The sequence below is a fragment of the Acinetobacter sp. SFD genome (assembly GCF_001647575.1).
Taxonomy (GTDB): Bacteria; Pseudomonadota; Gammaproteobacteria; order Pseudomonadales; family Moraxellaceae; genus Acinetobacter; species Acinetobacter pecorum.
In genome coordinates, this window is the sequence record NZ_LSZJ01000001.1 from 95347 (window position 1) to 109465 (window position 14119).

General features: G+C 44.0%; 14 protein-coding genes. 8 read left to right on the top strand and 6 right to left on the bottom strand.

Annotated features, from left to right (window positions below; all coding sequences use genetic code 11):
• Positions 1 to 62: 62 nt before the first annotated feature.
• Complete coding sequence (locus AY605_RS00555; protein WP_064094554.1) at positions 63 to 626, bottom strand: hypothetical protein; 564 nt, start codon at positions 624 to 626, stop codon at positions 63 to 65.
• Between the two features lie 190 nt (positions 627 to 816).
• Here AY605_RS00555 and AY605_RS00560 point away from each other — a divergent pair, with 190 nt between their 5' ends.
• Positions 817 to 1446: a class I SAM-dependent methyltransferase gene (locus AY605_RS00560; protein ID WP_064095164.1), complete on the top strand. Its 630-nt coding sequence runs from the start codon at positions 817 to 819 to the stop codon at positions 1444 to 1446.
• A 15-nt stretch (positions 1447 to 1461) separates the two neighbouring features.
• On the opposite strand, the gene AY605_RS00565 is transcribed toward AY605_RS00560, so the two are convergent.
• Both AY605_RS00565 and AY605_RS00570 read right to left on the bottom strand, forming a co-directional pair.
• Positions 1462 to 2040 carry a hypothetical protein gene (locus AY605_RS00565; protein WP_064094555.1) on the bottom strand — a complete coding sequence of 193 codons (579 nt, stop codon included), beginning with the start codon at positions 2038 to 2040 and terminating at the stop codon, positions 1462 to 1464.
• 27 nt (positions 2041 to 2067) lie between these two features.
• A complete protein-coding gene (locus tag AY605_RS00570) occupies positions 2068 to 2535 on the bottom strand; it encodes a Holliday junction resolvase-like protein (RefSeq protein ID WP_064094556.1) in 468 nt (155 codons plus the stop codon).
• A 124-nt stretch (positions 2536 to 2659) separates the two neighbouring features.
• On the opposite strand from AY605_RS00570, the gene AY605_RS00575 reads away from it, so the two are divergent.
• From AY605_RS00575 to AY605_RS00595, 5 genes are all read left to right on the top strand, one after another.
• The gene (locus tag AY605_RS00575; protein ID WP_064094557.1) at positions 2660 to 3304 is read left to right on the top strand and encodes a ParA family protein; all 645 of its coding nucleotides are present in this window, start codon (positions 2660 to 2662) and stop codon (positions 3302 to 3304) included.
• Positions 3305 to 3431: 127 nt separating this feature from the next.
• Complete coding sequence (locus tag AY605_RS00580) at positions 3432 to 4562, top strand: AI-2E family transporter (RefSeq protein WP_064094558.1); 1131 nt, start codon at positions 3432 to 3434, stop codon at positions 4560 to 4562.
• A gap of 122 nt (positions 4563 to 4684) precedes the next feature.
• Positions 4685 to 5227 (top strand): superoxide dismutase family protein, encoded by a 543-nt coding sequence (gene sodC / locus AY605_RS00585; RefSeq protein WP_064094559.1) that lies wholly within the window; start codon positions 4685 to 4687, stop codon positions 5225 to 5227.
• Positions 5228 to 5394: 167 nt separating this feature from the next.
• Complete coding sequence (gene yccS, locus AY605_RS00590; protein ID WP_064095165.1) at positions 5395 to 7539, top strand: YccS family putative transporter; 2145 nt, start codon at positions 5395 to 5397, stop codon at positions 7537 to 7539.
• A 120-nt stretch (positions 7540 to 7659) separates the two neighbouring features.
• Entirely contained in the window at positions 7660 to 7962 is a 303-nt protein-coding gene (locus AY605_RS00595; protein WP_064094560.1) for a DUF3817 domain-containing protein, read from the top strand.
• 215 nt (positions 7963 to 8177) lie between these two features.
• On the opposite strand, the gene AY605_RS00600 is transcribed toward AY605_RS00595, so the two are convergent.
• The 3 genes from AY605_RS00600 to AY605_RS00610 form a co-directional block, all read right to left on the bottom strand.
• Positions 8178 to 9407: an MFS transporter gene (locus AY605_RS00600; RefSeq protein ID WP_064094561.1), complete on the bottom strand. Its 1230-nt coding sequence runs from the start codon at positions 9405 to 9407 to the stop codon at positions 8178 to 8180.
• Between the two features lie 193 nt (positions 9408 to 9600).
• A complete protein-coding gene (locus tag AY605_RS00605; RefSeq protein ID WP_064094562.1) occupies positions 9601 to 9978 on the bottom strand; it encodes a hypothetical protein in 378 nt (125 codons plus the stop codon).
• 140 nt (positions 9979 to 10118) lie between these two features.
• Complete coding sequence (locus AY605_RS00610) at positions 10119 to 11528, bottom strand: FAD-binding oxidoreductase (protein WP_064095166.1); 1410 nt, start codon at positions 11526 to 11528, stop codon at positions 10119 to 10121.
• Between the two features lie 354 nt (positions 11529 to 11882).
• Between AY605_RS00610 and serA the strand changes: the two genes are divergently transcribed.
• On the top strand, positions 11883 to 13115 hold the full coding sequence (gene serA, locus AY605_RS00615; protein WP_064094563.1) for a phosphoglycerate dehydrogenase: 1233 nt from the start codon (positions 11883 to 11885) through the stop codon (positions 13113 to 13115).
• A 127-nt stretch (positions 13116 to 13242) separates the two neighbouring features.
• Entirely contained in the window at positions 13243 to 14109 is an 867-nt protein-coding gene (locus tag AY605_RS00620) for an EamA family transporter (protein ID WP_064094564.1), read from the top strand.
• Positions 14110 to 14119 lie beyond the last annotated feature (10 nt).

Sequence of the window (14119 nt, forward strand, 5' to 3'; positions counted from 1 at the left end):
ATAAAAAAACCGTTCATAGGAACGGTTTTTTTAGGCATCTCAGCAGTATGCTGGATGTCTGTTTAGCTCTTACCAACTTTTTCTATCCACTGAATGGAACTGACGCGGAAAACTTCACAAGCACCATCCCCCGTATCGGTCGGGGTTAAAGAAGATGTCCAGACCAGATCTTTATCCCGAACTTCAACCAGCTCCCCGTGCATACGCACCAAATCGCCACGCTTCACCTTTTTGATTGCCTTGGCAATTTCAGGATTGGCGGGAATGATATGCATATTGGACACCATCTGCTTGGCTTGTTCTACCGGTACCGGTACCCGATCCATTTTCCAGTTCAAATAACGGTCATATTGATTCACGGTGATATGCCGGGCAATTTCAGGCTCAGCAAATAACCCCCAACTGACTGCATAATCAATCGGAGAGAATTTGGCTTGCGGATCAGAACTATAAACCTTAGAACCCAAAATACGGAAATCACCTTTAAAAGGCTGCAAGACCGAAATTGACTGACCTTTGACCACAGGAGGCAAACCTTTGGCAATATTATGCTCAACAGAACTGTGGCCAGAAATAGGCAGTAACAGGCTGGCGAGCAAAGCATAATGTTTAAAGTGTTTGAACATAATTTTTAATCTAATCCTAATCAAGTTGCTTAAACGTTTTAAGGATATCTTCTTTGATCTTACGTATTTTTTAATGAATAAACAGTTGAACTTGGTAACAAACTGAACAAATTTGGTCAGCTCGGGATATGCCGATTATTTTATTTTCGGTTAAGCTAGAACAAATTCTCATCTCATTAAAATGGCCCGGATGCTGTATAAAATTTATCAACAACATATCTTTCCACATCTTTTAAATCAGGTCATGCAAACCCCGGCTTTGATGGACTTACGCCGCGAATTGCTCTTGGGGGTGTCAAATGAAGTGCTGGAAATTGGTTTCGGTACCGGGCTGAATCTGCCGTTTTATCAACTGGTTGACAAGCTATATGCGTTGGAACCGAATGCTGATATTTTCAAACTGGCAGAAACGCGGATTCAGCAAGCTGCGTTTCCGGTTGAGCATATTCAGGCCAGCGCAGAAAATTTGCCTTTTGCAGCGAATAGCCTGCAACATGTGGTTTCAACCTGGACACTTTGCAGTATTCCAGATCTCGAACAGAGCTTAAAGGAAATTTATCGGGTGCTACAGCCGGGTGGTACTTTACATGTAGTCGAACATGTGCTGAATCGGCAAAATTTAAATATCCAGTGCCTGCAACATTTACTTACTCCTATTCAAAAGAAAGTCGCAGATGGCTGTCATCTGAACCGCGATATTGAAAATGCCTTGCTGGAAACCGGTTTTGAAATAGAAAGCTTGAATTATATTGATGCGGCAGGTCTACCCCAGATTGGTCAGCATATGCTGTTGGCTCGACTGCGTAAGTCAAAAGACTAACTCCCTCTGATCTTTTTAGTGATGTTGAATCTGAGTCACTCGCAGTAACTGGCAATGGCCACGATATTTAGAACCTGTACCCACCGTAAATTCTTGTCCAGTCGTGCCTGAATGAACGGTAACCAGATCACCACTAAGAGTAATTTTCTGTCCTGGTTTTAACCGGCGAATCTGATCGGCAATTTTTTCAGTGGCAGCAATCAGACTGAAATGCTGTACATGCGTATTGATGAAGTTATGATCCGCCTCGCTGATTTGTCCTTCAACCTGATAACAGCGTTTTACTTCATCAAACTCCAATGTTGCCTGCATGGCTGGCAACGGCTGAGTCAGCAACAGCACATCAATATTGCTGAGATAGGCCAGATCATTAAAACTCCCCACCACAGGACTCGCCTGATGCAGAACCCGACGGGTGGGTTTTACAAAGCGCTGATCATGCACAATATAGATTTCTGAAATATGCTTGACCGGTTCTACTTTAAAATTTTTAAGTACGCCTTTTTCTTGCAGATGTGGAATAGCACGAAAAAACTCATTCCAGACCCAAAGTCCAAGTATAAACAGCAGTGCAGTGATCAGTAGTTTTTGCATAGTTTTTTATTCTGCATGAGGTTTGGATTAATCCTCAAAATCAATCCGAACAGTTTCAAAACGTACCCGTCCTTCCTGAATCGATCGGGCAATGGCTTGCTGGCCTTTGGTCAGACGTGCACCTCCACTTTTAATATCAATCAAGACGACTTCAATATCTTCGGCTGCGCCTTCCCCGTCACGAAAATCGCTATAGCCGTCAAAGACCACATAATCTACCGGATCGCCCAGAAACTTAGCATCACTCGGCAGATATTGAAATTCCGGCATGATCGGTGCGAGCTGTTCAGCCATTTTGCCTTTGAGAACGGCACGGCTAGTATTTACACTGCGCTTTTGCGCGGCAATGAGGGATTGCTGATGCTCCAGTTCCAGCTCGGCGATATACTGCTCATATTCGGCCTTGATCCGTCCGTTGCGTGTCTGACTTAAAATAATAGTGGTCAATACCACCCCGATACATGCGCCAATCAGCATGGCCATCCATATGGACATTCAATCTTCCTAATTTACTTGATTTTTATAACATCGCATTCGACTGAAGTTGAGGATATCGGCCATTTGCATACTTGAAAAGAATGATATGCTAGGCTGGAACAGAATAAAATCACCTTGAGTCATGAAAACAATTTTAGTTGCGAATCAGAAAGGCGGTTGTGGTAAAACCATGACAGCCATTAGTTTGGCGTCAGCACTCGCACAAAAGGGTTATACAGTGGCATTGGCCGATGCCGACAACCAGAAATCCACATTGCAATGGCTTAAGCACCGCCCGGCACAGGCGGCACCTATTCAAAGTCTGGACTGGCGCAATAGCAAATCCATTGGTGATGCTCCCAAGCAGATTGAATACCTGATTATTGATGCACCAGGTGCGTTAAGTGACGATCATGCGGAACAGCTGGTCAGTGAAGCACATGCGATTATCATCCCGATCCAGCCTTCTTTTTTTGATATCGATTCAACCCGCCGTTTTCTCAAACATTTACAGGACATTAAACGTATCCGCAAAGGCAAGGTCGAAATTTTGCTTCTGGCCAATCGCACCAAAGCAAATGCAGCCAGCAATCAGGATATACAACAATTTTTTGACAAAATCGACCAACAGCCGGTGGCCTGGATTTCGGAACGCGCCCCTTATAGCCGTTTAGCGATGGAAGGTCTTTCAGTCTTTGATAAACAACAAAAAATTTACCGGGAACTGCAGGATCAATGGCAACCGGTACTAAATGCGATTATTGATGATCCAAGTCAATGGTTTTGAGTCAATAGACTGAATCAGGCTGCAGCTCTTGGAAAATAATCACGCTACTTGGCAATGCAGCATTTTCGATCGCTTTTTTTTCAGTTAATATGCCTGAACACGACCTAAAAATGAGTCATTAAATTCAGTGCAACAATACGCGCCTATATTACAAAAAGTCTTATTATTTGGATTGTTCTTTATCCTGATTTTTTTGAGTTTTCATATACTCAAGTATTTCATCATTCCTGTAGTTTGGGCGGCAATTATTGCCTATATGACTTGGCCCCTGTATCAATCAGTGTTACGTATGTGTGGCAATCGCCCGACACTGAGTGCGACCCTGATGATTCTGGCCGTGATTCTGGTATTCGGTCTTCCGTTTATTTTTGCTATTTTCATGTTGCAGCATGAAGGCCGTAACCTGTATATGGAATTGCAGCGACAGGTCTTTTCCGGTCATCTGAATGTACCTGATTTTATTCGTGGACTTCCGATTGTCGGCAAGGAGATCAGCCGGACCTTAAATGAAATCAATACCGATCCGCAGAGTATCGCGCTGTCGGTATCGACCTGGATTCAAGGTCATCTGAATTATGGCAAAGTGGTACTGAACGAAGTCAGCAAAAATATATTTAAATTATGTTTTGCCATACTTTCGCTGTTTTTCTTCTACCGTGATGGTCAGACCATTTTAAATCAGGTGCGTAAAGCCTTTGAAATGGTGGTCGGACCACGTGTGCATCATTATTTTTCTACTATCTCTGCCACTACCCGAGCGGTGGTCTATGGGGTCGGTTTAACTGCAATTGCCCAGGCTCTGCTGGCAGGTATGAGTTATTTTGTTGCAGGTGTTCCAAATCCGATGGTTTTAACCATTGTGACCTTTATTTTTGCCCTGATTCCTTTCGGTCCACCTCTTGCCTATAGTTCGGTCGCACTGTGGCTGTTTTCGCAAGGACAAACCATTGAAGCTATTGGAGTCATGGTTTGGGGTGTCTGTGTGGTCAGTACCGCCGATAACGTCATTCGTCCCCTGGTAATTTCTGGTGCAACGCAGATTCCTTTCCTGCTGATCATGTTTGGAGTGCTGGGCGGTATTGCCAGCTTCGGTCTGGTGGGGGTATTTATTGGCCCGGTGATTCTGGCTGTACTCCTGGCTATCTGGCGTGAATGGTTACATGAAAGTAATATAAATGAACCATTAATGATGCCTAAAGCGACCCTGGCACATGAGATTGATCCGGAAACAAAAGAGACACCACCCAAAGCACCTTGAAGCATATATTTAATCGACTTAAACAAAACAAAACATTTAAGTACTGATTTTATATAGAGCTTCTGGTCTTGCTCTGTTTAAATGATTTCACCAAACAGAATAAAGATCAGGATGCCAGAATCATGTCTTCATTGTTTAAAATTACGACACTTTGCGCATTAAGCGCAGCACTTTTTACCGGTTGTGCCTCAACCTCTCCATCAAACGAAGTGGTCAGAGCAGTGACTTTAAATGCAGTAACTGCTCAAGGTGTAGGCCAAGAGATTGGTACCGTATTACTCAGTGACAGCCCAGCTGGTCTGGTCATTCGCACCAACCTGAAACAGCTTCCTGCAGGTGAGCGCGGTTTCCATATTCATGAAAATGGATCATGTGCACCTGCAATGAAAGATGGCAAGATGGGTGCAGCACTGGCAGCAGGTAGCCATTACAATCCGAATCAGGCACCACATCACGGTACGCCAACAACCGGTCACTTAGGCGATTTACCAGCGTTGAAAGTTAAGACTGATGGAACTGCGCGTGTCACCCTGCTTGCACCACGCCTGAAACTGGCTGATGTTCAGGGTCGTGCCATTATGGTTCATGCTGGTGGGGACAACTATTCCGACACCCCATTACCATTAGGCGGCGGCGGTGAACGTATTGCCTGTGGTGTGATCTAAATACCCTCATGCCAATGACCAAATAGAGAAAACGGGCAATATGCTCGTTTTTTCATGGATTTTTCTTTTATTTTGGCGTCTAAATTGCATTCAGAACTTTGCGTTTTTACTTTCCGGATCCTGTCCCTGTGAATGCTGCCCGACCTGCGACTGCTACTTTTGTTAAAATTATAAAACCTGTCCTGCTGCCCTTTCAGTCCAGTGCGCTGATAACTTATTGCCTGCAGATCCTGCTGGTGTTTTTAGGTACTACTTTCGGTCTGAAATTTCTGGGTTATGAGTTTTTGATCGTTCCAGTAACTTTAGGAGCAATTGCCACGGCACTGACTGATTTTGATGACCGGCTAAGCCTGCGTTTGCGCAACCTGTTACTGGTCATCATTCTGTTTTTTAGTGTTAGCAGCATTCTGGAATTTCTTGCTCCACATAAATTCTGGTTTGCACTGTGGCTATCGCTATCGAGTGCGCTGTTTATTCTAATGGGTGCCTTAGGCCAACGTTATGCCACAATTTCATTTGGCACCATTTTACTGTCAATCTATACCATGTTCGGCTTGGGCGAATATCAGCACTGGTATGAACAGCCGCTTTATTTTGTCATTGGAGCACTATGGTACGGCCTGACGTCTATTCTATTTTTTCTGCTGCGTCCTACCTTGCAGGTTCAGGAAAATCTCGCACAAAGCTTGCAGCACATGTCGGATTTACTGCTGAGTAAAGCCAAACTGTTTGATCCGGACCAGCATCCGAATGTTGAAAACCTGCTCTATGAGTTGTCCCTTAAAAATACTTTAGTCATTCAGAGTTTTAACCGCAGCAAAGATTCGCTATTGACCCGACTCAAAGCATCGCGTGCCAATCGCAATACCATTTACTGGCTGAATCTGTATTTTCTGATGCAGGATATTCATGAACAGGCCACAGCCAATTATCTGCATTATGAACAGATCGAACAGCATTTTAGCCGCACTGACCTGATTTTCCGGATTCAAAAAAATATCCGCTTGCAAGCCCTTGCCTGTCAGCATCTGGCAGGCTGTGTGCTGCGCAATGAAAAATTTTATCTGTCTGCAGATGATGAACTGGCATTAAAACATTTACAGGAATCGATGCAGGACTGGATTGCCCAACACCCACAGAATATTGAAGTTAAAAATTTACAGCTTATTCTGGCCAATCTGCTGAGTGTACATGAGCAGTTACAACACCTGCATGATCAACAGGCACTGTATAAGCCACGCTATCAGCAGCATTTTGATGACCTGAGCCTGTTTGATGATGATATTCGCGATAGCACAGATCTCTGGCTGAAACTCAAACCACACTTGAGTCCGCAATCGGCACTCTTTCGGCATGCGGTGCGGATTGCCATTGTGTTTCTAGTCGGCTATGCCATTTCATTATTGCCCTTTGCGAAAAATGGCTACTGGATTTTACTGACCAGCCTGTTTGTCTGTCAGATCAGTTATTTTGCCACCAAAAGCCGGCTCAAATTGCGGACCCTAGGAACATTATTGGGGGTCATGCTGGGCGTTCCCATTCTGTATTTTGTGCCAAGTGTCGAAGGTCAGTTACTCCTGACAGTAATTTTTGGTGTCGGTTTTTTCTATCTACGTTCCAAAAAATATGCCATGGCCACTCTCATGGCGACCCTGATGGTACTCCTGATTTTTAACCTGAAAGGTGCCGGTTATGCCATTATTTTACCGCGTATTATTGATACCCTCATAGGCTGTCTGATTGCATGGATGGCAGTAAGCTGGATCTGGCCTGACTGGAATTTTCGTAATATTTCTAGCAATATTAAAAAATCATCGCTTGCTACACTGGACTATTTTGCTGCAGTGGTCGAACAATATCAAAACGGTAAAGATAACAGTATTGCTTACCGGACTGCACGGCGTCTGGCCCACAATGCACAGATTGATTTATCCAGCATGATTTCAAGCCTGAGCACCGAACCGAATCCAGATCCGCAACTGGTTAAAAGTGCCTTTCGCTATCTGGTCTATAGCCATAGCCAGCTCAGTTATATTGCAGCATTGGGGAGTCACCGTGAGCAGGTTACTGATACACAAATTCTGGATTTAATGCGTTGGTGCAAGCAAACTTTAACTGGGGTATTGCTGCAACAACAGCCTTTAGATACCTATGACATTGATCATAAACTGGCAGAAATTCAACGCTTAAGTACACAGGAAAACCTCTCAGCACATCTGCTTTTGGTGCTGAAACAGATCAGTTTATTGCTGGAAACCTTACCGGAATTACTAAAATTACGTCATGAATTACTAGGTGCCGAGATTAAATAACCAACTGCTTTACTTGGTTATAACTTATTAAAAATATTGAATATATCTTTATTATTAAGATTCAATATTCAGGTGATATTCGGTACACTCAAAACTAATTTGGTTAAATCAATATGTATTATGAACATCAAAACTTTGCGTCTGGTCGGTTTGCTTGAAGGGATTTCATTCCTGCTGCTGTTATTTATCGCGATGCCAGTGAAATATATGATGGATAATCCGATTCTGGTCAAATATGTCGGTATGGGGCATGGGGTACTGTTTGTGCTATTTCTGGTGGTTTTATTCGCGGTATGTGAAAAACAGAAATGGTCTCTCAGCATGTTTGTGATGGGTTTAATCGCTTCGATTCTGCCTTTCGGTCCATTCCTATTTGATATGAAACTGAAGAAGCTAGAGCTACCGGTAGCGGAAGAAGCTTAATTGCTCCCTCTCTCTAACTCTCTCCCACAGGGAGAGAGGACCTTCAATATCTATCTATTCTTCATTATTAATTCTAAAAACCATTAAATTTAATGAAAATTCCCTCTCCTAAGCAAGTTTTAAAGTACCGCTTTTAAAACGAAGCGCAAGTGAGGGCTAGGGAGAGGTAAATTTCTTAGAAAATAATCTTTAAGCAAAAAATAAATTTTAAAAAATCAAAACTCTCCACGCTCCTGTCTTTCCAGCATTAACTGTTTGAGTTGCATGCGTGGCAAAGTAAACCAGAGTGCAATCAGAATCAAAGAGGCAGCACAGTAGGCCCAGATATCGTAGGTTTCATATGCCATTCTTACTGCTTCAATGACCACAAAAAAGCTGAGCATCAGGATAATAGAAACCGTCGCGGCCACCGTGCCTTTGGACACTTCTGAAGACATCAGTGCAAAACGGTAAAGTACCGAAAAACTTACCCCCTCACCTAGACTGATACAAGTGGTGCCGATAATCAGACAATGAACAAAATACTCTGGAATCAATAAACCCAGCATCAATAAACCGGCACCCAACAGCATCAGTGGCAGACCCAATAATACGGTTTTACCCAGCGGCATTTTATCGATAATTTTCAGCAGAATCAGATTACCTGCAATCAGGCCGCCCAAGACTGGAAACTGCGCCAGACCATATTGCACACTACTGAATCCAAATTGCTCGACCAGAATCACCGGTGACAAGGCAATCCATAACATCAAAGGCAAACTTACCAAAGGCAAGGCTACAGTCATGATCACAAAGCGTTTATTTTTTAGAACCTGTTTAAAGTCATCCAGAATATAGCTGACCGGCTGTCTGGGAATACTGACGTTCAGGTTTGGCATTTTAGCTTTCAGGCCGAACCAGCTCAGAAATGAAAGAAATGCGATCCCGATAAAACCCCAATGCCAGGAGATGTGATCAATCATAAAGGCACCCAGCACTGGTCCTAGCAAGGGTGCCAGCAAAGACACATTGGCCATCAGTGCCATGACTTTGATGGCATCACGTTCTTCAAAGCTTTCCTGAATGGCGGCATAACCTACAGCGGTAATAAAGGACAGGCCAAAGCCCTGTAAAAAGCGCAGAAATAAGAAACTTTCGATATTGGGTGTTAATAAAATAGCCAGACAGCTGATGGTAAAAAATGCCACACCACCAAGCAGTACCGTTTTACGTCCAAGACGATCGGACAAAGGTCCCAGAATCGCTGCGACAAATGCCCCACCCAACAGGAAAAAGGACATGGAGGATGGTGCCCATGAACTACTCACGCCAAAATCACGGGTAATCGCCAGCATGGCCGGCTGAATCAGGTCATTACAGATATAGACGGAGAATTCAAACAAGACCAGTGCCAGCGGGAACATGAGTGTGGCACGGGTCAGTTTTTGGATCTGGATATTTTGCATGGGAGTTTTTATTGTCAGTCTGCCGGATGAAGCAGAATGAGCTTTATCTAAAATAGAAAGCAGGAATTTTAGCAGATGAGATATTCAAACGCTCTGAATAAATATAATTGATCGTAGAGATAATCTTCCAAAACAAAAAAGCGCATCACTTAGATACGCTTTTAACCAAAATCTGTCTAAAGATCAAACACTATTATGGACAGACCGCTTTCTGGAAAGTTTTGGTATTTGCCCCACGCATGCAACGATAGGACCTGTCAGTATTATCCAGCTTCCAGCTCCCGTTTTTACGGCTAAAATAGTAAATGGTCTGGACTGAACGCACTGAATCGTCCTTTAAACGGGTTTCAGTTACTTTGACCTGCCCAATGGTAGGTGTCTCCGCCTTATTGAAGAACTGGCGCAATTCAACCGTCGCCAGTTCCTTACGCAAATCCGGTCTCATTTTCAAAACCTGTTCCAAGGGCGTATCTGAAGAAGACTGTACTTTTGCAATGACCTGTTGCGTGGTGGTACAACCCGACCCCATCACACCGAAAGCTAAAGTTATGACTGCCAATATCCGTAACATATTGTTTAACCCCAAATTGTCATTATTATTCCAACACATCATGCCGAGCTTTTGAATCGAAGACTATTTAGACTCTGTAACTGTATTTACACAGCAATAAAAAAGCGCACCTTTCGATGCGCTTTTTTAATTTCGAACAATTAAAGATCGAAAAGTTTACCCGGGTTCATGATGCCCTTTGGATCAAAGACTTTTTTCAGGGCTTTCATATATTCAATCTCTTCCGCAGAACGCGAATATTCAAGATATGGCTTCTTGGTCATACCTACACCATGTTCCGCAGAAATTGAACCGTCATATTTTTTCACGGTATCAAAGACATACTTGTTCACGACCTGACATTTGGCAAAGAATTCATCTTTGCTTAAGTTTTCAGGTTTCAGGATATTCAAGTGCAGGTTACCGTCACCAATATGACCGAACCAGCAGATTTCAAAATCAGGATAGTTCTCACTCACAATCGCATCGATTTCTTTAATGAATGCAGGAACGTGCGTGATCAGAACTGAAATGTCATTTTTATATGGAATGAACGGCGCAATAGATTCTGAAATATCTTCGCGTAAACGCCATAAGCTTTCTACTTGATCAAGGCTTTGGCTCATCACGCCGTCCAGTACCCAGCCCTGTTCCATACAGTGCTCGAAGATTTCCATCGCCTTGTCCATAATCGGTTCAAACGGCGCTTCAAACTCAAGCAACACGTAGAATGGACATTCGGTTTCAAATGGACGCTGTACATGGCCATTGGCCAAGACTTTTTGCATCGCCAGTTCACCAAAGAACTCGAATGCGGTTAAATCAATTTTCGCCTGGAAGGCATGCAATAACGGCATGATTGCATCAAAATCAGGTACACCCAGAACCATCACTTGCAGGTCTTGTGGTTGACGCTCTAATTTAATTTCAGCTTCAGTTACTAGACCCAGCGTGCCTTCACCACCGATGAATAAGTGTTGAAGTGCGTAACCGGTTGCATTCTTGATCATGCCCTTGTTCAAGCGAAGGATGTCACCTTTACCGGTTACCACAGTCAGGCCGAGTACCCAGTTACGGGTCATGCCGTATTTAATTACTTTAATGCCGCCAGCATTGGTCCCGATATTTCCGCCGATTTGTGATGAACCTGCTGAAGCAAAGTCAACAGGATAGTACATGCCCTGTTCTTCAGCATAGTTCTGCAACTGTTCAGTCACCACACCTGCCTGCACGCGTACCATACGGTCTGCCGGGAAGAATTCCAGAATCTGGTTCATCTTGTCCATGCTCACCACGATCTCGCCGTTGGCTGCAACTGCACCTGCGGAAAGACCGGTACGGCCACCCGATGGTGTCACTGCAACATTGAACTGGTTGGCCAGTTTTACGATGTCTTGGACCTGTTCCGTTGAGGATGGAAAAACAACGACTGACGGGTTTGGTTCAAAGTGCTTGGTATGATCGCGACCCCAATTCTGGAGGCTATCCGTATCGGTTTTAATACGGTTTTCACCCACAATTGCAGTCAATTGGGTCAATAACTCAGGGGTTAAAGCGACTGGAGCATTCATCGTTTGCAGACCTAGCATGATTTAAACAAGAAAGACTTCGCTGGTTCATTTGCACATTTTTTATGCATAAAAACATGGATACAAATCAGGCGAAACATGCTGATTAAAGCACCAAAAATGGGAGCTTAAACAGCATGGCGCAATATTATAAGCTATTTTTTGGCGTTTCCCTGAAAAAATGACAATTTTGATAATATACCTTTGAAAATGATGGTTTAATTCAACCAGTTCTATCATTTTCACTACTATCACTTGCAAAAATAGCTGATATTGTAGCCATCAAGGAAATGTATAACCGCCCCATTCCTGTGCTATCATACCGCGACTAAATTTGGCCTTTGTAGCGGAGCCGTAATGAGCCAACATCTTTCTCTACCTAAAGATAAAATCCGTTTTCTATTGCTAGAAGGCGTTCACCAGAACGCAATCGATACATTGAATGCAGCTGGATATACCAACATCGACTATCGCAAAACAGCGCTCGAAGGCGAAGCACTGAAAGAAGCGATTAAAGATGCACACTTTGTCGGTATTCGTTCCCGTACTCAATTGACTGAAGAAGTATTTGAAGCCGCGAACAAACTGATTGCAGTAGGCTGCTTCTGTATCGGTACCAATCAGGTCAATCTTGATGCTGCAATGCGTCGCGGTATTCCGGTATTTAATGCACCGTATTCAAATACACGTTCAGTTGCTGAACTGGTATTGGCAGAAACTATTCTTCTTCTGCGCCGTGTACCTGAAAAATCAACAGATACACATGCAGGTGGCTGGAACAAATCGGCTGTCGGTTCATTCGAAACACGTGGTAAAACTTTAGGTATCGTAGGTTACGGTTCAATCGGTTCACAACTTTCTGTACTGGCTGAAAGTCTGGGCATGAAAGTAATCTATTATGATGCGGTGACCAAATTACCTTTAGGTAATGCACGTCAAGTCGGCTCTATGGGCGAATTACTTGCCAATGCAGACGTGGTTACTCTACACGTTCCGGATCTGCCATCTACCCGTAATTTCTTTGGCAAAGAACAGTTTGCGCAAATGAAAGAAGGTTCAATCTTCCTGAATGCGGCACGTGGTACATGTGTCGTAATTGAAGATCTGGCAGATGCGATCAAGTCTGGTCACATTGCAGGTGCTGCCGTAGACGTCTTCCCGAAAGAGCCAAAAGCAAATGGTGAAGAATTCGTTTCTCCACTACGTAACCTGCCAAACGTGATTCTGACTCCACACGTGGGTGGTTCTACCATGGAAGCTCAGGCGAACATCGGTCTGGAAGTGGCTGAGAAATTTGTTGCTTACTCAGATAAAGGCATGACTCTTTCTGCTGTGAACTTCCCGGAAATTGCGCTTCCATTGACTGAGGGCAAACACCGTCTTCTTCACATCCACAAAAACATTCCAGGCGTCTTGTCCAAGATCAACAACCTGTTTGCTGAACACGGCATCAACATTTCTGGTCAGTCTCTGATGACTAAAGGCGATGTGGGTTACCTGGTCATGGATGTCGATGCGACTGCATCTCAGGAAGCACTGGAAACGCTTCACAACGTTGAGGGCACAATTCGCGTACGCGTATTGTTCTAATTCAGATTTTAAAAAAGCCACAGTCTTCGAGCTGTGGCTTTTTTTATTGCTTCAAGGTTTTTAGGTTTAAGCCTGATCCAGCGTTTGCTGCGCTCCCGCTCTTCGAGTCATCGAAACAAATTTAGTCATGCCAAATTTTAAAATTGCACCAGTGGTGCAAGCGCCGCTGATTTTGCTAATCGCCATGATCAGTATGCAAAGTAGTGGTTCCTTTGCCAAGTATCTGTTCGGTCAGTTTCCCATTCTGACCGTTTCAGCCATGCGCCTGCTCATCGGTGCATTGATTTTGGCACTGATTTTTAAAATCTGGCAAATTAACTTCAAACAGGTGAAATGGTCAGCGATTATCAGCTATGGGCTAGCTCTGGCTGGTATGAATATGCTGTTCTATCTGGCGATTGATCGCCTGCCTCTCGGAATTGCAGTTTCTTTTGAATTTATTGGCCCCTTAAGTGTTGCCCTGTTCCACGCCCGGCAAAAGTTTGACTTTGTCTGGGTTGGAATGGCAATTCTGGGACTGGTGCTGCTGTTTCCTTTTAATCAGGCCACGCAACAGCTTGATCCGATCGGAATTCTATTTGCCTTGGGTGCAGGTGCCTGCTGGGCACTGTATATCGTCGCTGGACAGAAGCCTTCTGGGGTTTCCGGCAATCATACGGTGTGTCTGGGCATGTTTTTCGGCATGCTGGTACTGATGCCAATTGCACTCTTTACAGGAATGCCAGCACATACTTTTGAACCGATGAGCTTGCTGTATTTTGTCGCTTTGGCTGTGCTGGCCAGTGCCCTGCCTTTTACGCTGGAAATGATTGCCCTGCGAAATTTAACTGCCTTGAGTTTTGGGACCTTGATGAGTCTGGAACCTGCAGTTGCAGCGCTTTCCGGTTTTGTATTCCTGGGTGAAACCTTATTATGGACCCAATGGCTGGCACTGGCCACCATTATTAGCGCTTCAATTGGCTGCACGGTCACGACTCAAAGACAAAAAACTTGAAGACAAATAA

What these genes read in the sequence shown, in the direction of transcription:
- AY605_RS00575 (WP_064094557.1), top strand. Translation starts at nt 2,660, where the DNA reads ATGAAAACAATTTTAGTTGCGAATCAGAAAGGCGGTTGTGGTAAAACC.
- AY605_RS00620 (WP_064094564.1), top strand. Translation starts at nt 13,243, where the DNA reads ATGCCAAATTTTAAAATTGCACCAGTGGTGCAAGCGCCGCTGATTTTG.
- sodC (WP_064094559.1), top strand. Translation starts at nt 4,685, where the DNA reads ATGTCTTCATTGTTTAAAATTACGACACTTTGCGCATTAAGCGCAGCA.
- AY605_RS00560 (WP_064095164.1), top strand. Translation starts at nt 817, where the DNA reads ATGCTGTATAAAATTTATCAACAACATATCTTTCCACATCTTTTAAAT.
- AY605_RS00610 (WP_064095166.1), bottom strand. Translation starts at nt 11,528, where the DNA reads ATGAATGCTCCAGTCGCTTTAACCCCTGAGTTATTGACCCAATTGACT.
- AY605_RS00565 (WP_064094555.1), bottom strand. Translation starts at nt 2,040, where the DNA reads ATGCAAAAACTACTGATCACTGCACTGCTGTTTATACTTGGACTTTGG.
- AY605_RS00600 (WP_064094561.1), bottom strand. Translation starts at nt 9,407, where the DNA reads ATGCAAAATATCCAGATCCAAAAACTGACCCGTGCCACACTCATGTTC.
- serA (WP_064094563.1), top strand. Translation starts at nt 11,883, where the DNA reads ATGAGCCAACATCTTTCTCTACCTAAAGATAAAATCCGTTTTCTATTG.
- AY605_RS00595 (WP_064094560.1), top strand. Translation starts at nt 7,660, where the DNA reads ATGAACATCAAAACTTTGCGTCTGGTCGGTTTGCTTGAAGGGATTTCA.
- AY605_RS00555 (WP_064094554.1), bottom strand. Translation starts at nt 626, where the DNA reads ATGTTCAAACACTTTAAACATTATGCTTTGCTCGCCAGCCTGTTACTG.
- AY605_RS00605 (WP_064094562.1), bottom strand. Translation starts at nt 9,978, where the DNA reads ATGTTACGGATATTGGCAGTCATAACTTTAGCTTTCGGTGTGATGGGG.
- AY605_RS00570 (WP_064094556.1), bottom strand. Translation starts at nt 2,535, where the DNA reads ATGTCCATATGGATGGCCATGCTGATTGGCGCATGTATCGGGGTGGTA.